The sequence below is a fragment of the Streptomyces sp. JH002 genome, assembly GCF_050916115.1.
GTDB lineage: Bacteria > Actinomycetota > Actinomycetes > Streptomycetales > Streptomycetaceae > Streptomyces > Streptomyces xiamenensis.
The window spans coordinates 5,375,530-5,392,356 of the sequence record NZ_CP087989.1 but is presented as its reverse complement, the minus strand read 5'-3'; the positions used below and the strand labels follow the sequence as shown (position 1 = coordinate 5,392,356).

The following is a 16,827-nucleotide window of genomic DNA, read 5'->3' as shown; positions in this document are numbered from 1 at the left end:
TCCGGTGGGCTCCCGCCGCCGGGGGTGTCAGGAGTGCGGCGTCCAGAAGGCCGCCAGGCGGGCCACGCCGTGTTCCACGGATTTCCAGTCACCGGTGAAGGTCAGCACGGCGAGGGACGCGGTGGGGAATCCGGAACGGTTCATCCGGGAGAGCAGGTCCCCTTCCGACTCCCCCGCGAGGGCGTCGGCCAGTGCGTGCAGTCCGGGGTTGTGGCCGATGAGCAGCAGATCGCGCACCTCTTCGGCGGTCTCGTTGACGAGGGCGATCAGCTCGCCGAGCGAGGCCTCGTAGACCCGGTCCTCGTAGACGGTGCGGGGACGCTGGGGCAGTTCGGGGACAGCCAGCTTCCAGGTCTCCCGGGTGCGGACCGCGGTGGAGCACAGGGCGAGGTCGGGGGTGACGCCGGTGCCGGCGAGCCATCGGCCCGCCGCCGGGGCGTCCTTGCGGCCGCGCTCCGCCAGCGGGCGATCATGATCGGAGACGTCGGGCCAGTCGGCCTTGGCGTGTCGGAAAAGAACGATCCTGCGGGGTGCGTCAACGCTCATGTGTCCCAGCTTTGCATGAAACGTGCCCTGGGGTGACGGCGGTTGGAGAACCCGGCGGAAGCGGGTGCCGGCCTCAGCCGAGCCAGCTGCTCCTGGCGTGCTCGACCAGCTGGGAGACGGGCTGCGGCCCGCCGCTCGCGTCGGCCTGGGCGCTGGCGGCGAGCAGGAACAGCAGGGCGCTGAACGCCGCGACGGGCAGGGCCAGGGCCCACCAGCGCAGCCGGATGTCGCTGCCCGCCGCCGCCCGGTGGCGGGGGTTGGTCATCAGGGCCGTGCGACCGCTCATGGGCGCGCCTCCATCCGTGGTCCGCGTGGTCATCGCCGCGATACGTCCACGGTAGGCGGGCGGGCTCATCGGGCCCATCGGGTAAGCCACCCACGCTCCCCTGACGATGGCCCCCTAGGGGTTGGTGGGGCCTGCCCCACCCCCGGTGTGCCGGGGGTGGGGCCGCCGGGTCAGTTGCCGGCGGCGAAGGTCGCGATCACCCCGATCACGACGCTGACCGCGAGCATCACGCCGAGGATCCGCAGCAGGGTGCGCTGTCCGCCGGTGGGGTTCGGTTCAAGAGCTGGCATGGGCCCAGTCTGCCATTCACGCGCCGTCCTCGATGTGCCGGTCCCGGCCGGCCAGGACGCCCGCGACGATCTGGAGGGCCATCAGCGTGGCCATGAAGAGCAGCGGGAGGCTCCAGCTGCCGGTGGTCTCGTTCAGCACGCCGACGATCAGCGGTCCCGGCAGCGAGATGAGGTAGCCGGTGCTCTGGGCGAAGGCGGACAGCCGTACCACTCCGTGGGCGCTGCGGGCGCGCAGCCCGAGCATGGCCAGGGCCACCGGGAAGGAGCAGTTGGCGATGCCGAGGAGGGCGGCCCAGGCCCAGGCGCCGCCGTGCGGGGCCAGCCACAGCCCGGCGTAGCCGGCGAGGCCGCAGGAGGCCAGCACGGTGAGCAGCGGGCCCTGTCGGCGCATCCGGGTGGCCAGGCGGGGGACGACGAAGGACAGCGGGACGCTCAGGCCCATGGCGACGGCGAACAGGACGCCCGCGGTGCCGGCGGGGACTCCGGCGTCGCGGAAGATCTGCGGCAGCCAGCCCATGATGATGTAGGCGGCGGTGGCCTGGAGGCCGAAGAAGCAGGCGAGGGCCCAGGCGGTGGGCGAGCGCAGCAGGCGCACGGGGGTGCCGTCGGGGCGGGTCATGGTCGTGGTGGCCCGGGCGGTGCCGTTGCCGTCCGCGGCGGTCGCGGGGGCGGGGGCGGCCGGTACGGCGCGGCCGCGGATGAGCACGGTCAGCCAGACGGTGGCGGCCAGCACCGCGGGGAGGGCCCAGACGCCGATGCCCAGCCGCCAGCTGTCGCCCAGGGCGCTCGCCACCGGCACGGTGATGGCCCCGGCTCCGGCGGCCCCCAGGGACAGGGCCATGGTGTAGAGGCCGGTCATGCTGCCGATGCGGTCCGGGAAGTACCGCTTGACGATGACCGGCATCAGGATGTTGCTGACCGCGATGCCGGCCAGGGCGAGGGCGCTGGAGGCGAGGAAGACGCCGGTTCCGCCGGCCAGTGAGCGCAGGCCGAGTCCGGCGGCGACGGCGGCCATGCCGGCGGCGACGACCGCGACGGGGCCGTACTTGCGGGACAGGGCCGGGGCGGTGACGCCGAAGACGGCGAAGCACAGGGCGGGTACGGAGGTGAGCAGCCCGGCGACGGTGCCGCTCATGCCGAGGTCGGCGCGTACCTCTTCGAGCAGTGGGGCGAGCGCGGATATCGCGGGGCGGAGGTTGAGGGCCGCCAGGGCGAGGCCGACGGCGAGGAGCCACGGCGCCACGGGGGTGATCACCGTGGCGAGTGCGGTACGGAGCGGAGGCCGGCCGGCTGCGGGTGCGGGTGTGTCCTCTGCGGAGATACGGTCATGCTTCGCCAACGACATGACCTCATCATAGAATCATCCGATGAATGGGTCATTAAAAGATTCCTGCAGCTGACAGGAGAGCCATGTCACTCACCTCCCCCCGCCGCTCGGCCCTCGCCGACCAGGTGATCGACCAGTTGCGGAACGAGATCACCTCGGGCGCCTGGCCGGTGGGATCGCGCATCCCCACCGAGCCCGAGCTGGTCGAACAGCTGGGGGTGGCCAGGAACACCGTCCGCGAGGCCATCCGCGCGCTGGCCCACAACGGGCTGCTCGACATCCGGCAGGGCTCGGGCACCTATGTGGTGGCCACCAGCGAACTGGCAGGGGTGATGCACCGCCGGTTCGCCGACGCCGACCCGCGCCATGTCGCCGAACTGCGCGGCGCGCTGGAGACCGCCGCCGCCCGGATGGCCGCCGAGCGCCGGACCCCGGCCGATCTGCGCCGTCTCGACGCCCTGCTCACCACCCGCGAGGCCGCCTGGCGCACCGGGGAGGTCGAACGGTTCGTGGAGGCGGACGCCACCTTCCACCTGGGGATCGTCAAGGCCTCCCACAACGAGGTGCTCACCGGCCTGTACGCCGACCTGGGCACCGTCCTGCGCACCTTCCTGCGCCACGACGTGGGCGACCAGCTCGACCCCGAGTCGTACATGGACCACGCCCGGCTGCTGACCGCCGTCCGCGAGCGGGACGCCGAGCGGGCCGAGCGCGAGGCCGCCGCTCACACCCGGACCTGCCGCGCCTTCACCGCGGCGCCCGCCGGGGCCTCCTGAGACACCACGCGGCGGCGGCCGGTACGGGAGGGTCTCCCCTCCGTACCGGCCGCCGCCGCGTTCAGCCGTGCCGTGCTCAGGCACCCATCATGTGCACGCCACCGTCGACGTGCACGATCTCGCCGGTGGTCTTCGGGAACCAGTCCGACAGCAGGGCCACCACACCGCGGGCCGCGGGCTCGGGGTCCTCGAGGTCCCAGCCGATCGGCGAGCGGGTGTTCCACACGTCCGCCAGCTCCTCGAAACCGGGGATCGACTTGGCCGCCATCGACTTGATGGGGCCGGCCGAGACCAGGTTGACGCGGATGTTCTTCTCGCCCAGGTCACGGGCGAGGTAGCGCGAAGTGGCCTCCAGCGCCGCCTTGGACACGCCCATCCAGTCGTACTTGGGCCACGCCACCTGGGCGTCGAAGTCCATGCCGACCACCGAGCCGCCGCGCTGCTCCAGCAGCGGAAGCAGCGCCATCGTCAGCGACTTGAGGGAGTAGGCGGAGACCTCGACGGCCGTGGCCACCGACTCCCACTCGGTGTTGAGGAAGTTGCCGCCGAGCGCGTCCTGCGGCGCGAAGCCGATGGAGTGCACCACACCGTCGAGCGAGTCGACGTGCTCGCGCACCGCGTCGGCCAGCGAGGCCAGCTGGTCCTTGTTCTGCACGTCCAGCTCGATCACCGGCGCCGGCTTGGGCAGCCGCTTGGCGATCCGCTCCACCAGGGAGAGCCGCCCGAAGCCGGTCAGGACGACCTCGGCACCCTCCTGCTGGGCCAGCTTGGCGGTGTGGAAGGCGATCGACGACTCGGTGAGCACCCCGGTGACCAGGATGCGCTTACCGACAAGAAGTCCACTCATGGTTCAGTGCCCCATGCCCAATCCGCCGTCAACGGGGATGACGGCTCCGGTGATGTACGCGGCCTCGTCGGAGGCCAGGAAGCGGACCGCGTTCGCGATCTCGTCGGGCTGGGCGTAACGGCCCAGCGGCACCTGCTCCACGATGCCCGCGCGCTGCTCGTCACTGAGCACCCGCGTCATGTCGGTGTCCACGAACCCGGGGGCCACCACGTTGCAGGTGATGTTCCGGGAGCCCAGCTCGCGGGCGAGGGAGCGGGCGAAACCGACCAGACCGGCCTTGGAGGCCGCGTAGTTGGCCTGCCCCGCCGAGCCCATCAGGCCCACCACCGAGGAGATCAGCACGATCCGGCCGGTGCGCGCCCGCAGCATGCCCTTCGAAGCGCGCTTGACCATCCGGAAGGTCCCGGTGAGGTTGGTCTCCACGACCGAGGCGAAGTCCTCCTCGGACATCCGCAGCAGCAACTGGTCGCGCGTGATGCCGGCGTTGGCCACCAGCACCTCGACCTTGCCGTGCTTCTCCTCGATCTCTTTGTATGCCTGCTCCACCTGCTCCGGTTCGGTGATGTCACACCTGACCGGCAGCACGCCCCGCTCCACCAGTTCCTGGGGCGGTTCTCCGGAACGGAAGGTAATGGCGACCTTGTCACCCGCGTCCACGAGGGAACGGGCGATGGCCAGGCCGATTCCGCGGTTCCCTCCGGTGACGAGTACCGAGCGACTCAAGGGATCACCCCTTCTCTGCGACATGTGCTCGCCACCAAACTAGCCCGCCCGGTGGAGCGGACAGGGATCGGGGGCTGACAGGCGCAGTGCCGGGGGCCTGTGGGATTCCTACATCCGCGGCACCATTTCGGCAGGGTGCAGCAGACATTCGCACCACACGGTCTTGCCGTGCGGCGCACTGGCCACACCCCAGGCGGCGGCGAAGGCGTCCACCAGCAGCAGACCGCGGCCGTTCTCCTGTTCGCCGCCGGAGGGGCGCAGCACCGGGTAGCGGTCCGCCCGGGAGTCGGTCACCTCGATCCGCAGCGGCACGGCGGCGGCACCCTCGCGCGGGCCCGCCGCGCCACCGGGCGCGAGGGCGGCCATCGCCACGGCGAGGGTGAAGCCGCGCCCCGGGGCCGACCCGTGCCGTACGGCGTTCGCGGCGAGTTCACCGACCAGCAGGGCGACGGTGCGGGCGGCGGGGCAGCCGGCCGGAACGCCCCACTGGGCGAGCCGGTCCCCGACGAGCTGCCGGGCCTGGCGTACGGCGTGCGGGGTCGCGCTGAACGACTTGCTGAACGACGTCATGGCCTCGGTGGGGATCAGCTCCTGCTCCATGGACCGAGCGTGGCGAAAACAAGCCCCGGCTAGCCAGTCCCGCTCCGGACACGGGTCGTTACTCTCGGCAGTCGCGGAGGGCTCCGCCGCAGGTGGCGGGGGCGTGGGGAAAGGATGTCCCGGGCCGCGAAAAGCGCTCGGAATATGACGCCCGCAGGGGACAACCGCTGGTCGGACGGCAGTTGGGGCCGGCAAGGGCCGTCGCCGGTGGTGCGGCGGATCGACTACGGTTCGCGCATGTCCGAGCAGCCGCCGATATCCCCGCCGCCGGGCCCTCCTGCGGGCCCGCCGCCCGGGCCGCCGGGGCCGGTTCCCGGCCATCCGCCGCCGTACCCGCAGGGATACCCGGGGCCCCACCGGCTACCCGCCCCCGTACGCCGGGCCCCATCCCCCGCCTCCGTACGCGTATCCGGCGCAGCCGCCCCCGTACGTGATCGTGCCGCCGCCCGGCCCGGTGCACCCCGGCTACGGTCCGCCGCTGTCCGTGCTGGCCCGTCCCGTGTACCGGCTCTACGCGCGGCTGGTGGACTTCGGCCTGCTGCTGGTGCTGTTCTTCGCACTGCTGTGGACCGGACTCGCACTGGCCGGCGACGACTCGGGCGAGCGGGGCGCGAACGTCCTGTGGTCGGTGTGGTTCGCGCTGGGTTATCTGCTGCTGTACGACCCGCTGGCGCACTGGCTCACCGGAGGTCGCACGCTCGGCAAGTGGCTGTTCGGGCTGCGGGTGGTCCGGCTGCGTGATGGCGGCCGGGTCGGGCTGCTGCGCGGCATCGGCCGCGAGTGGTCGTATCTCTTCGGCACGCTGTTCGCCGGATTCATCGGCGGTGCCGGGGTGCTGGTCGCCGCCTGGTGCCTGTGGGACGCCCCCTTCAAGCAGGGGCTGCACGAGAAGCTGGCCGACACGGTGGTGATCGGAACCCGGCCCGGGTCGGCCGTTCCCCTCCCGCCGGCACCGGGGCAGGTGAGGTGACGGACGCCCGCCCGGGGGCGTTCTCCCGGTTTCCGCCTGGGCAGCGGCGCGCCGAACGGGCATGATCGGTGGTTCCCGGGGGCTGTGCCATGCCCCGGACCACCCAAGATGGCCATGGACAGGAGAGACTGTGCCCCCATCCATCGATGAGAGCTTCCTCGCGCTTCCGCTGCGACAGCTCGCCGATGCCGCCCTCGCGCGGGCGAAGGCGCTGGGCGCCGAGCACGCGGACTTCCGCTTCGAGCGGGTGCGCAGCGCCAACTGGATGCTGCGCAACGCCCGTCCGGCCGGCTCCTCGGACGTCACCGACACCGGATACGCGGTCCGGGTGGTGCACGGCGGCAGTTGGGGTTTCGCCGCCGGTGTCGATCTGACGATGGACGCCGCCGCGAGGGTCGCCGGGCAGGCCGTGGCGATGGCGAAGCTGTCGGCGAAGATCAGCGCGGCGTCCGGGTCCACCGCCCGGGTGGAGCTGGCCCCCGAGCCCTCCTACGGCGAGCAGACCTGGGTCTCACCCTACGAGATCAACCCCTTCGACATCCCCGACGCGGAGAAGACCGCGCTGTTCGCCGACTGGAGCGAGCGGTTGCTGGCGGCGCCGGGGATCAGTTACGTGGACACCCGGTTGTGGGCGGTCCAGGAGAACAAGTTCTACGCCGACACCGCCGGTACCGTCACCACGCAGCAGCGGGTGCGGATCAACCCCGAGCTGACCGCGACCGCTGTGGACTCCGCGAGCGGCCGGTTCGACACCATGAACACCCTGGCGCCGCCCGCCGGGCGCGGCTGGGAGTACCTGACCGGCACCGGGTACGACTGGGACGCGGATCTGGAGCAGATCCCGTCGCTGCTGGCCGAGAAGCTGGCCGCGCCGTCGGTGGAGGCCGGCGCGTACGACCTGGTGGTGGACCCGTCGAATCTGTGGCTCACCATCCACGAGTCGATCGGGCACGCGACCGAGCTGGACCGGGCCCTGGGCTACGAGGCGGCCTTCGCGGGCACCTCGTTCGCCACCTTCGACCAGTTGGGGAAGCTGAAGTACGGCTCGCCGCTGATGAATGTGACGGGTGACCGCACCGTCGAGCACGGCCTGGCGACCACCGGCTTCGACGACGAGGGGGTGCGCACCCAGTCCTGGGACGTGGTCAGGGACGGCACCCTGGTCGGGTACCAGATGGACCGGCGCACGGCGCGGCTGCAGGGCTTCGACCGCTCCAACGGCTGCGCGTTCGCGGACTCCTCCTCCCATGTGCCGATCCAGCGGATGGCGAACGTCTCGCTCCAGCCGGACCCGCAGGGGCCGGACACAGCGGGGCTGATCGCCGGGGTGGAGCGCGGCATCTACGCGGTGGGCCGCAACTCGTGGTCCATCGACATGCAGCGCTACAACTTCCAGTTCACGGCGCAGCGGTTCTTCCGGATCGAGAACGGCCGGCTGGCCGGCCAGCTGCGGGACGTCGCCTACCAGGCCACGACCACCGACTTCTGGGGCTCGATGGAGGCGGTCGGCGGGCCGCAGACCTATGTGCTGGGCGGCACCTTCATGTGCGGCAAGGCACAGCCGGGCCAGGCGGCGGCGGTCTCGCACGGCTGCCCGTCCGCGCTGTTCCGGGGCGTCAACATTCTCAACACCACCGCGGAGGCGGGCCGATGAGCGGGAAGAACAGCAGGCCGCACGAGATCGTGGAGCGGGCGCTGGGACTGTCGCGCGCCGATGGTCTGGTGGTGCTCGCGGAGGAGAACTCCAGCGCCAATCTGCGCTGGGCGGGCAACTCGCTGACCACCAACGGGGTCACCCGGGGCCGGACACTGACCGTCATCGCCACGGTGGACGGGGCGCAGGGCACCGCGGCCGGGGTGGTCTCGCAGGGCGCGGTGACCGACGCCGATCTGGAACCGCTGGTGCGGGCCGCGGAGGAGGCCGCGCGGCAGGCGCCGGCGGCCGAGGACGCCCGGCCGCTGCTGACCGGCGACGGCGCGCCGGCGGGCGCGGGCGGCGGCTTCGCGGAGGAGCCGCAGGTCACCTCGCCGGAGATCTTCGCGGAGTTCGCGCCGGCGCTCGGCGAGAGCTTCGCGCGCTCGCGGGCGGCGGACCGGGAGCTGTTCGGTTTCGCCAGTCACGACATCACCTCCACCTACCTGGGCACCTCGGGCGGGCTGCGGCTGCGGCACGACCAGCGGGCCGGGCACGTGGAGATCAACGCGAAGTCCCCGGACCGTACCCGCTCCTCCTATGTGACGGTGCCCACCGCCGACTTCTCGGACGTGGACGTGGCCGCCCTGGAGGCGGACCTGGCGCGGCGGCTGGGCTGGGCGGAGCGGCGGGTGGACCTGCCCGCCGGGCGGTACGAGACGCTGCTGCCGCCGTCCTCGGTGGCCGATCTGCTGATCTACCTGTACTGGACGGCGGACGCGCGACGGTCCCACGACGGCCGTACGGTGTTCAGCCGCGCGGGCGGCGGCACCCGGGTGGGCGAGAAGCTGTCCGGGCTGCCGGTGGACCTGTACAGCGATCCGGCGGCGGCCGGGGTGGAGGCGGCGCCGTTCCTGATCGCGCACGCCTCGGGGGGTGGTCTGACCCCCGAGGTGTCGGTGTTCGACAACGGGCTGCCGCTGGGGCGTACCGACTGGGTGCGGGACGGGGTGCTGCGGCAGTTGCCGACCACCCGGGACTCGGCGGAGGTGACCGGGCTGCCGGTGGCGCCGCTGACCGACAACCTGCTGCTGGAGGCCGGGGGGACCCGTTCCCTCGACGAGCTGGTGGCGGACACCGAGCGGGGCCTGCTGATCAGCTCGCTGTGGTACATCCGCGAGGTCGATCCGGCCACCCTGCTGCTGACCGGACTGACCCGCGACGGGGTGTACCTGGTGGAGAACGGGGAGGTGGCGGGGGTGGTGAACAACTTCCGCTTCAACGAGTCCCCGGTGGACATCCTGGCCCGGGCCACCGAGGCAGGGCGCACCGAGGTGACCCGGTCGCGGGAGTGGGGTGACTACTTCCCGCGGACCGCGATGCCCGCGCTGCGGGTGCCGGGCTTCAACATGAGCTCGGTGAGCCCCGGGGTGTGACCACAAGGGCGGTCCCGTCCTCCCCGCCGGGGCACGGCGCCGGCCACGGCACCTCGCCGTGGTGCCGGACAGCCCGAGTACGGCCCGGCACGAGGGCCGTCCAGCGCCTTGCCACGCACCGCGTCTGACACCGTGCGCGGGCCCGGCGCGGAGGACGGGACAGCCCTTAGACTCTGCCTGTTCTTCTGTTTTCCCTTTCCGACGTCGACCTTCAGGACTGAACGTGACACGCCTCGGCGACTCCGTGCAGCGCGCATCCGCGCTGCTCGCGCAGGACCTCTCCTCCGACACCACCGTGCGGCAGCTGCTGGAGGAGACGGGATCGCGGCGTTATCTGGACCTGACCGATCTGCCGGCGAGGGAACAGGCGGAGCTGATCGCGGCGCGCGCGGTCGAGGTGCTGCCGTCGGTGGACAAGCTGGCGGCGGACATCGAGGCGGCGCGGGCCGAGGGGCGCGGGCTGCACGTGAAGCTCGGCATCGACCCGACGGCGGCCGATGTGCACCTGGGGCACGCCGTGCCGGTGATCGTGCTCAGCCGCTTCCAGCGGATGGGTCACCGGGTGACGCTGATCATCGGCGACATCACGGCGAAGATCGGCGACCCGTCGGGGCGTTCCGCTGAGCGCCCGCCGCTGTCGGACGAGGACATCGCGGCGAACCTGGCCGGCTACCGGGGGCAGGTGAAGCCGTTCTTCGACTTCGAGCGGGTGGAGTTCCGGCACAACAGCGAGTGGCTGACCGGGATCACGCTGCCGAAGCTGATCGGGGTGCTGGCCCAGGTGCCGGCGTCCTCGCTGCTCCAGCGCGAGGACTTCCGCACCCGCCTGGAGGGCGGCCACGGGCTGACCATGTCGGAGCTGATCTACCCGGTGGCGATGGCGATCGACTCGGCCGAGATCGACGCGGACATCGAGCTGGGCGGGGTGGACCAGCTGCTGAACATGCAGATGGGCCGCCGCGTGATGGAGATCTACGGGCTGAAGCCGCAGCTGGTGGTGACGATGCCGCTGGTGGAGGGCACCGACGGCACCGGGGCCAAGATGTCGAAGTCCAAGGGCAACTACGTGGGGCTCTCGGCGCCGGCCGACGATGTGTTCGGCAAGATCATGTCGGTGCCCGACCGGCTGATGGAGCCCTACCTGCGCGCGTGGACCGAGTGGACCGATCCGGAGATCACCGGGGCGCTGGCCCGGGTGGCGGACGGTTCGCTGCACCCGATGGACCTGAAGAAGGTGCTGGCCGGGGAGATGGTGGCCGCGCTGTACGGGGTGGAGGCGGCGATGACGGCGCGGGCCGGATTCACCGCGCAGTTCTCGAAGAAGAGCTTCACCGAGGTGGCCGCGCTGCCCGAGGTCGAGCTGGCCGAGCACGGCGCGGAGCGCGTGGACACGGTGCTGACGAAGGTGCTGGAGTTCACCGCGTCCTCGTCGGCGGCGCGTCGGCTGGCCAAGCAGAACGCGCTGCGGCTGGTGCTGGAGTACGGCGACGGCGAGCAGCGCGCCCAGGTGCTGGGCGAGGCGGCGGTGACCCGGTCGCTGGCGGAGGTGGCCGAGGAGGCGACCGCCGCGCAGGACACCGGGGAGCGGCCGGCCGGGGTGTACCTGAAGGCCGGGCGTAAGCTCGCACTGCTGGTGCGCCGCTGATCCAGGGCGGCGGCCGGCTCCGAGTGAGGAGTGTGCGGCATGACGCGGTGGCGGCGGAGCGGGGCCCCGGATGCGTCCGTTTACCGGATCACCGGGGCCCGGCGCGGGCTTGCGGAGGATGTGCGCGGCCGGCAGCGACGTTATGTCATTTCCATGTTGATCCGTACGGCTGCGGTCCTTCTCACATTCGTGCTGTGGGACCTCAGCAGGCCGCTTGCGGTCGCAACTCTGGCGGTGGGAACGGTCATGCCGTACATCGCGGTGGTGATCGCGAATGCGGGCCGGGAAAACTCTCCGGCCATGCCGTCCACCTTCATCACCAGTGCTTCCCGATCGGCGCTGCCGCCGGTGACGGATTCCGCACCGGAGACCAACAGACAGCGCGAACAAGCTCCTTGATGTATTCAGTTGCGAAGCTCAAGAAAAGCTCAACGGAAATTGGGCTGTTCGGCTGCACACCGGCGTGCATTGCATGTCATACTTCAAGAGCGCTCCGTATCCCCCGTCGGAGCGACGGACCGACGCCGGGCGGCTCCCCCCGTGGCTGCCCGGCGTCGCCATGTCCGGAGTAAGGGTGTTGGATGGATTCCGTGTCCGATGAACCCACCAGCGATGATCCGCTGATCTGTTCCGCCAAGGGCTGCCGTGCGCCCGCCGCCTGGGTCGTGGCCTGGAACAACCCGAAACTCCACACCCCCGAGCGCCGCAAGACCTGGCTGGCGTGCGAGGAACACCGTGAGCATCTCGCGCAGTTCCTGAGCGTGCGCGGGTTCTTGAAGGACGTGGTGCCGCTCGCACAGTGGCAGGCGGCCGAGCGCTCCGGAGAGGGCTGAGCGGCGGACGCGGGTGCCTCAGCCGCCGATGGCGGACATGGGGCGCTGCGGCTGGAGGAAGGACGGGTCATCGAGCCCGGAGCCGGCCTTCTTGCCCCACATCGCGGTGCGCCAGCGCGCGGCCAGCTCCGCGTCGTCGGCGCCGTCGCGCAGCGCACCGCGCAGATCGGACTCCTCACGGGCGAACAGGCAGGTACGTACCTGCCCGTCGGCCGTCAGCCGCGTGCGGTCGCAGGTGCGGCAGAACGGCCGGGTGACGGAGGCGATCACCCCGACCCGGTGCGGTCCGCCGTCCACCACCCAGCGTTCGGCGGGCGCGGCGCCGCGTGCCGCCTCGCTCTCGGGGACGAGGGTGAAGCGGGCGGCGAGGTCGCGCAGGATGTCCTGCGCGGTGACCATGGTGTCGCGCTGCCAGCCGTGCTGCGGGTCCAGGGGCATCTGTTCGATGAAGCGCAGTTCGTAGTCGTGCGCGATGGCCCAGGCCAGCAGGTCCGCGGCCTCGGTGTCGTTGACGCCGGGCATGAGCACGGTGTTGACCTTGACCGGGTCGAGCCCGGCGGCGCGGGCGGCGGCGAGACCGCGCAGCACGTCGGCGTGCCGGTCGCGGCGGGTGAGGGTGCGGAAGGTGTCCGCGTCGAGGGTGTCCAGGGACACATTGACCCGGTCCAGGCCCGCGGCGCGCAGCGCGCCCGCCACCCGTTCCAGGCCGATGCCGTTGGTGGTCACCGAGAGCCGGGGGCGGGGCGACAGCGCGGCGCACCGCTCCACGATGGACACCAGACCCGGGCGCAGCAGCGGCTCACCGCCGGTGAACCTGACCTCGGTGACGCCCAGTTCCCGCACGGCGACGGTCACCAGGCGGACGATCTCGTCGTCGGTCAGCAGTTCGGGCTTGGGCAGCCAGCGCAGGCCCTCTTCCGGCATGCAATAGGTGCACCGCAGATTGCAGCGGTCGGTCAGGGAGACCCGCAGATCGGTGGCGACGCGGCCGTAGGTGTCCGACAACATGTCTGGCAGCGTACGTCACCCCTGTGACAGGGCCGTCAACTCCCGGCGGCGGTGGGGGCGCTGTCGGTGGCGGCCCGTATCCTCAGGGACCATGCTCGAAGACCACCAGGCAACCACAGTTGAGGTTCCCGCACAGCAGTCGGCGGGCGTGCCCTGGCCCACCGGATACCCCGGCGGGTACGCGGTGGTGGATGTGGAGACCACGGGGCTCGCACCGGATGACCGGATCGTATCGGCGGCGGTCTACCGACTGACCGCCAGGGGGGAGGTGGAGGATCACTGGTACACGCCGGTCAACCCGGAGCGTGACCCGGGCCCGACCTGGATTCACGGGCTGACCAGCGACATGCTGGCCGACGCGCCGCTGTTCGCCGAGATCGCCGGCGATTTCGCGCAACGCCTCGAAGGACGGGTGCTCGTCGCCCACAACGCCGTCTTCGACTGGAAGATGATCGCCCGCGAGTACGCGCGGGCCAAGCGCGTGGCGCCGGTGGAGCAGCGGCTGTGCACCATCCAGCTGTCCAAGGCGCTGGGCCTGCCGCTGGCCAACCACCGTCTGGAGACGCTCGCCGCCCACTTCGGGGTGGAGCAGCGGCGCGCACACCACGCGCTGGACGACGCACGGGTGCTGGCGGAGGCGTTCCGGCCCAGCCTGGAGCGGGCCGCGCGGCTGCGGCTGCCGCTGCCGCTGCTGGCATGTCTGCCGGTCACCGACTGGCCGCAGGCCGCGTCGGGCGGCGCGGCACGGGCGTCCGGGGGCAGCGGAGCGGGCTGGCAGCCCGGATGGCGGGCGGCGAAGCGGCGCCCGCCGTGCCCGTACCCCAACCCGGGCCGCTACGAGCCGGGCGGGCGGCTGACCCAGGGCATGCGGGTCGCGTTCTCCGGGGACACCTCGGTGGACCGGGAACTGCTGGAGGACCAGGCGTTCGAGGCCGGTCTGCACATCGCCACCAGCGTGTCCCGGCTGACCAGTGTGCTGGTCACCAACGACCCGCAGGCGCCCACCAGCAAGGTGGCGAAGGCCAGGGCGTACGGCACCCCGGTGCTGGACGAGGCGGCGTTCACGCATCTGCTGCGGGAGGTGGCCCCGGCGCCGGAGGTCTGACCACGTTCGGGTAACGTCGTCAGCCGTGTACCGCTTTCTGCTGACGCGGCAGTGGGTGACTCTCACGCTGGTCGCACTCGCGCTGATCCCGGCCTTCGTCTGGCTGGGCTTCTGGCAGCTGCACCGGCACGAGCAGCGGGTCGCCCGGAACGATCTGATCTCCCAGAGCCTGGCGGCACCCGTGGTGCCGATGACCGAGCTGACCTCGGTGGGCACCGGCCCGGACCCGGACGACCGCTTCCGGCCGGTGACCGCCACCGGCGTGTACGACGCCGGTCACGAGGTACTGACCCGCTCCAGAACCGGGCCGAACGACGAGGTCGGCTATCTGGTGCTGACCCCGCTGCTCCAGGACGACGGCACGGCGGTGCTGGTCAACCGCGGCTGGGTGCCGGCCGGTGGCGATGTGACGGTGGCGCCTGAGGTGCCGGCCCCGCCGGCCGGCGAGGTCACGGTGACCGGGCGGCTGATGGTGGACGAGACCACCGCGAACACCGGCATCAAGGACCGGCCCGGCCTGCCGGAGCGCATGGTGATGCTGGTCAACAGCGAACAGCGCGCCGAGGCGCTGGGCACGCCGATGCTCGCCGGGTTCATCGACCTGACGGACAGCTCCCCCGCCGACGAGGCGGAGGGCGCGCCGCTGCCGCGCGAAGCCCCCGACCACACCGGGATCGGCGCGCACTTCGCCTACGCCATCCAGTGGTGGATCTTCGCCGCCGGTGTCCCGGCGGGATGGATCATCCTGCTGCGCCGCGAGGTCAAGGACCGCGAGGCGGAGGCCGGGAAGCAGCACCGGACACCCGCTCCCTCCCCCGCCCCGCACCGGGAACCGGCGACCGCCACCGGCGGTTGAGCCGCCCGTACGGCACAGGTCAGCTGACGCGCTCCGGCGGATGCTTCGCCGCGCGCAGCCGGACCTCCGTGGGCAGGGATTCCAGACCGGCCGAGCGGCCGGCGTGGGCGAGCGCCTCGGCCTCCAGCCGCCGGACCACGTCCGCCGGTTCGGCCTGCGGGGAGAGCAGCAGGCCCACCCGGGCCCGGGGCTCGGTGCGGCGGCCGGTGAGGGTGACCGTCGCGTGGTCGATGCCCGGCAGCGACTCCGCCTCGGCCCTCACGACCTCCTCCATCGCCTGCCCGCGCAGCAGCGCGCCCACCCCGTCCTCGCTGTCCACCAGGATCTCGCTCAGCCGCCGGCGGCGCAGTTGGGCGAGCAGCCACCACAGGGCCAGCAGCACCAGCAGGCCGAGCAGGCCCAGGACCACCGGCCAGAACCAGCCCGCCTCGTGCCAGCGGGTCCGGCCGTCCGCGCCCAGCAGGACGTTGCCCGGGCCGCGCCAGGTGTAGCCGGACGGCAGGGTGATGCCCCAGCGGCCGGGCAGGTCGAGGGCCGCGAACAGCACGGCGAGGCCGACGGTCAGCAGACCGAGACCGGTCAGGGCCAGCAGGATCCGGTTGGTGATCCGCAGCATCGTGGTCTCATCCCTTCGGCCGGCGGACCTGGACGGTCAGCGCCGGTTGTCTGGCCAGGCCGAGCCCGGCGATGCCGTCCTCCAGGACCTCGTCGAGATCGGCCCGCACCTCGTGCAGATCCCGGAAGTGTGCCTGCGCCCGGACCCGGACCCGGCGCCGGCCGACCCGGACGTGTACCGTCCGCACCCCCGGCACCTGGAGCCCCCGGTCACGCAGCACCACGGCCGCCGCCCGGCGCTCTATGCCGGCACGCAGCACCGCGCTGTCCCGGCGCATGGGCAGCAGCCCGCGCAGCCCCGGGGTCAGGGCCAGCACGATCAGCACCAGCCCGAGGACCACGGCGGACCCGGCCCCCGCGATCACCCACGGGTCGTCCAGGGGGCGGGTGGCGAACTCGTCGGCGAGCCGTCGGCGCCAGGCACCGACCGGGCGGTCGGCGCGCACCGAGGCGACGTCGTACAGCAGCAGGGCGGCGGCCAGGAGCAGGACGAGGGCCACGAACGCCGCCGGGCTGCGGCGCACCGACCAGAAGCGGCCGGCCGGCTCCTGGCCGCCGACGCCCTCCGGTTCGTAGCGCGCCGCCGAGGAGGACACGGCCATGCCTCCGGCGGGGGTGACGTCCGGCTGCGGCTGCGGCTCCCGCTCGGGCTCCTTGGCCAGGGAGACGGGGCGCTCCTCACTCACCGGACTCTCCCCGCACGCGCGCCGCGCGACTCCGCCGAGTGCAGCCGTTCCACGTCGACGGCCACCTCCGGTGCGTCGAGGTCGGCCAGTTCCTTCATGCGCGAGACGATCTGCCGGCGCACCGCGCCGCACTGGGCGCCGATGTCGGAGGGGTAGGACAGTTCCACGGCGACCCGGATCCTGGCCGGGCCCCGGGTGGGGCGCAGCACCGCCGTGGCGGAGGGCCGCGCGCCGGGCGCGGGGCGGCCGAGTGCCTCGCGCGCGGCCTGGGCCGCGAGCTTGGCCACCACGCGCTCGGTGATCCGGGTCGCGCCGCGCTCAGCGGCGGGCACCACCGATGTCATCGGATCTCACCTCCGCCGATCCCGCTCGCCGCGGTCCCTGACCCGGAAGAAGTCCCCGGGCTCCAGGTCGCCGTCGGCGAACCGGCCGGCCACGAACCCGATCGCTCCCAACGCCGCGACCAGCAAGAAGGCCCCGAATCCGCCGAAATACCCGGCGAATCCCAGTGCCATGCCGGCCACCATGCCGACCACCGCCATGCTCATCCGTCCGCTCCTTCGCCGCGCGACGACCCGGTAACCCCTGGTGCTGTCCCAGGGCTTGTCCGACGGATCCCGCCCGGCCCGCGCCGCTCCCCCGGCC

General features: G+C 72.4%; 21 protein-coding genes. 9 read left to right on the top strand and 12 right to left on the bottom strand.

Annotated features, from left to right (window positions below):
- Positions 1–27: 27 nt before the first annotated feature.
- The 4 genes from H7827_RS24735 to H7827_RS24720 form a co-directional block, all read right to left on the bottom strand.
- Positions 28–546, bottom strand: coding sequence for a SixA phosphatase family protein (locus H7827_RS24735; RefSeq protein WP_432747386.1), 519 nt, complete (start codon positions 544–546; stop codon positions 28–30).
- Between the two features lie 73 nt (positions 547–619).
- Positions 620–832, bottom strand: a complete 213-nt coding sequence (locus H7827_RS24730; protein ID WP_030733798.1) for a hypothetical protein — start codon at positions 830–832, stop codon at positions 620–622.
- A 170-nt stretch (positions 833–1,002) separates the two neighbouring features.
- Positions 1,003–1,122 (bottom strand): SGM_5486 family transporter-associated protein, encoded by a 120-nt coding sequence (locus H7827_RS24725; protein WP_262832665.1) that lies wholly within the window; start codon positions 1,120–1,122, stop codon positions 1,003–1,005.
- Between the two features lie 16 nt (positions 1,123–1,138).
- Positions 1,139–2,467, bottom strand: a complete 1,329-nt coding sequence (locus H7827_RS24720) for a CynX/NimT family MFS transporter (RefSeq protein ID WP_432747385.1) — start codon at positions 2,465–2,467, stop codon at positions 1,139–1,141.
- 65 nt (positions 2,468–2,532) lie between these two features.
- Here H7827_RS24720 and H7827_RS24715 point away from each other — a divergent pair, with 65 nt between their 5' ends.
- Positions 2,533–3,225 (top strand): FadR/GntR family transcriptional regulator, encoded by a 693-nt coding sequence (locus H7827_RS24715; RefSeq protein ID WP_432747384.1) that lies wholly within the window; start codon positions 2,533–2,535, stop codon positions 3,223–3,225.
- 76 nt (positions 3,226–3,301) lie between these two features.
- On the opposite strand, the gene fabI is transcribed toward H7827_RS24715, so the two are convergent.
- The 3 genes from fabI to H7827_RS24700 form a co-directional block, all read right to left on the bottom strand.
- A complete protein-coding gene (gene fabI / locus H7827_RS24710) occupies positions 3,302–4,072 on the bottom strand; it encodes an enoyl-ACP reductase FabI (protein ID WP_030733804.1) in 771 nt (256 codons plus the stop codon).
- A gap of 3 nt (positions 4,073–4,075) precedes the next feature.
- On the bottom strand, positions 4,076–4,795 hold the full coding sequence (gene fabG, locus H7827_RS24705) for a 3-oxoacyl-[acyl-carrier-protein] reductase (protein ID WP_043177904.1): 720 nt from the start codon (positions 4,793–4,795) through the stop codon (positions 4,076–4,078).
- Positions 4,796–4,903: 108 nt separating this feature from the next.
- Positions 4,904–5,395 (bottom strand): ATP-binding protein, encoded by a 492-nt coding sequence (locus tag H7827_RS24700; protein ID WP_432747383.1) that lies wholly within the window; start codon positions 5,393–5,395, stop codon positions 4,904–4,906.
- Between the two features lie 430 nt (positions 5,396–5,825).
- On the opposite strand from H7827_RS24700, the gene H7827_RS24695 reads away from it, so the two are divergent.
- From H7827_RS24695 to H7827_RS24670, 6 genes are all read left to right on the top strand, one after another.
- Complete coding sequence (locus H7827_RS24695; RefSeq protein ID WP_432747382.1) at positions 5,826–6,365, top strand: RDD family protein; 540 nt, start codon at positions 5,826–5,828, stop codon at positions 6,363–6,365.
- 130 nt (positions 6,366–6,495) lie between these two features.
- Positions 6,496–8,019 (top strand): TldD/PmbA family protein, encoded by a 1,524-nt coding sequence (locus H7827_RS24690; protein ID WP_432747381.1) that lies wholly within the window; start codon positions 6,496–6,498, stop codon positions 8,017–8,019.
- Positions 8,016–9,434 (top strand): metallopeptidase TldD-related protein, encoded by a 1,419-nt coding sequence (locus H7827_RS24685; protein WP_432747380.1) that lies wholly within the window; start codon positions 8,016–8,018, stop codon positions 9,432–9,434. Before H7827_RS24690 ends, H7827_RS24685 begins: the two co-directional genes overlap by 4 nt.
- Before the next feature lie 223 nt (positions 9,435–9,657).
- Entirely contained in the window at positions 9,658–11,079 is a 1,422-nt protein-coding gene (tyrS, locus tag H7827_RS24680) for a tyrosine--tRNA ligase (RefSeq protein WP_432747379.1), read from the top strand.
- Between the two features lie 39 nt (positions 11,080–11,118).
- Complete coding sequence (locus H7827_RS24675; RefSeq protein ID WP_432747378.1) at positions 11,119–11,478, top strand: DUF3099 domain-containing protein; 360 nt, start codon at positions 11,119–11,121, stop codon at positions 11,476–11,478.
- A gap of 182 nt (positions 11,479–11,660) precedes the next feature.
- A complete protein-coding gene (locus tag H7827_RS24670) occupies positions 11,661–11,912 on the top strand; it encodes a hypothetical protein (RefSeq protein ID WP_046722958.1) in 252 nt (83 codons plus the stop codon).
- Between the two features lie 18 nt (positions 11,913–11,930).
- Here H7827_RS24670 and moaA read toward each other — a convergent pair whose 3' ends face one another.
- Complete coding sequence (moaA, locus tag H7827_RS24665; protein WP_364244218.1) at positions 11,931–12,920, bottom strand: GTP 3',8-cyclase MoaA; 990 nt, start codon at positions 12,918–12,920, stop codon at positions 11,931–11,933.
- A 91-nt stretch (positions 12,921–13,011) separates the two neighbouring features.
- On the opposite strand from moaA, the gene H7827_RS24660 reads away from it, so the two are divergent.
- Both H7827_RS24660 and H7827_RS24655 read left to right on the top strand, forming a co-directional pair.
- Complete coding sequence (locus H7827_RS24660) at positions 13,012–14,025, top strand: DEDDh family exonuclease (protein WP_386535278.1); 1,014 nt, start codon at positions 13,012–13,014, stop codon at positions 14,023–14,025.
- Between the two features lie 25 nt (positions 14,026–14,050).
- Entirely contained in the window at positions 14,051–14,881 is an 831-nt protein-coding gene (locus H7827_RS24655; protein WP_432747377.1) for an SURF1 family cytochrome oxidase biogenesis protein, read from the top strand.
- A 19-nt stretch (positions 14,882–14,900) separates the two neighbouring features.
- On the opposite strand, the gene amaP is transcribed toward H7827_RS24655, so the two are convergent.
- From amaP to H7827_RS24635, 4 genes are all read right to left on the bottom strand, one after another.
- Positions 14,901–15,497: an alkaline shock response membrane anchor protein AmaP gene (gene amaP, locus H7827_RS24650; RefSeq protein WP_030733828.1), complete on the bottom strand. Its 597-nt coding sequence runs from the start codon at positions 15,495–15,497 to the stop codon at positions 14,901–14,903.
- A 7-nt stretch (positions 15,498–15,504) separates the two neighbouring features.
- Positions 15,505–16,098 (bottom strand): DUF6286 domain-containing protein, encoded by a 594-nt coding sequence (locus H7827_RS24645; RefSeq protein WP_432748054.1) that lies wholly within the window; start codon positions 16,096–16,098, stop codon positions 15,505–15,507.
- 80 nt (positions 16,099–16,178) lie between these two features.
- Entirely contained in the window at positions 16,179–16,526 is a 348-nt protein-coding gene (locus H7827_RS24640) for a hypothetical protein (protein ID WP_432747376.1), read from the bottom strand.
- Positions 16,527–16,532: 6 nt separating this feature from the next.
- Entirely contained in the window at positions 16,533–16,730 is a 198-nt protein-coding gene (locus H7827_RS24635; protein ID WP_046722961.1) for a hypothetical protein, read from the bottom strand.
- Positions 16,731–16,827 lie beyond the last annotated feature (97 nt).

Bases quoted from the DNA above. Each gene is read 5' to 3' on its own strand.
- H7827_RS24735 (WP_432747386.1), bottom strand. From the start codon at position 546: ATGAGCGTTGACGCACCCCGCAGGATCGTTCTTTTCCGACACGCCAAG.
- H7827_RS24730 (WP_030733798.1), bottom strand. From the start codon at position 832: ATGAGCGGTCGCACGGCCCTGATGACCAACCCCCGCCACCGGGCGGCG.
- H7827_RS24725 (WP_262832665.1), bottom strand. From the start codon at position 1,122: ATGCCAGCTCTTGAACCGAACCCCACCGGCGGACAGCGCACCCTGCTG.
- H7827_RS24720 (WP_432747385.1), bottom strand. From the start codon at position 2,467: ATGTCGTTGGCGAAGCATGACCGTATCTCCGCAGAGGACACACCCGCA.
- H7827_RS24715 (WP_432747384.1), top strand. From the start codon at position 2,533: ATGTCACTCACCTCCCCCCGCCGCTCGGCCCTCGCCGACCAGGTGATC.
- fabI (WP_030733804.1), bottom strand. From the start codon at position 4,072: ATGAGTGGACTTCTTGTCGGTAAGCGCATCCTGGTCACCGGGGTGCTC.
- H7827_RS24700 (WP_432747383.1), bottom strand. From the start codon at position 5,395: ATGGAGCAGGAGCTGATCCCCACCGAGGCCATGACGTCGTTCAGCAAG.
- H7827_RS24685 (WP_432747380.1), top strand. From the start codon at position 8,016: ATGAGCGGGAAGAACAGCAGGCCGCACGAGATCGTGGAGCGGGCGCTG.
- H7827_RS24675 (WP_432747378.1), top strand. From the start codon at position 11,119: ATGACGCGGTGGCGGCGGAGCGGGGCCCCGGATGCGTCCGTTTACCGG.
- H7827_RS24670 (WP_046722958.1), top strand. From the start codon at position 11,661: ATGGATTCCGTGTCCGATGAACCCACCAGCGATGATCCGCTGATCTGT.
- moaA (WP_364244218.1), bottom strand. From the start codon at position 12,920: ATGTTGTCGGACACCTACGGCCGCGTCGCCACCGATCTGCGGGTCTCC.
- H7827_RS24660 (WP_386535278.1), top strand. From the start codon at position 13,012: ATGCTCGAAGACCACCAGGCAACCACAGTTGAGGTTCCCGCACAGCAG.
- amaP (WP_030733828.1), bottom strand. From the start codon at position 15,497: ATGCTGCGGATCACCAACCGGATCCTGCTGGCCCTGACCGGTCTCGGT.
- H7827_RS24645 (WP_432748054.1), bottom strand. From the start codon at position 16,098: ATGGCCGTGTCCTCCTCGGCGGCGCGCTACGAACCGGAGGGCGTCGGC.
- H7827_RS24640 (WP_432747376.1), bottom strand. From the start codon at position 16,526: ATGACATCGGTGGTGCCCGCCGCTGAGCGCGGCGCGACCCGGATCACC.
- H7827_RS24635 (WP_046722961.1), bottom strand. From the start codon at position 16,730: ATGAGCATGGCGGTGGTCGGCATGGTGGCCGGCATGGCACTGGGATTC.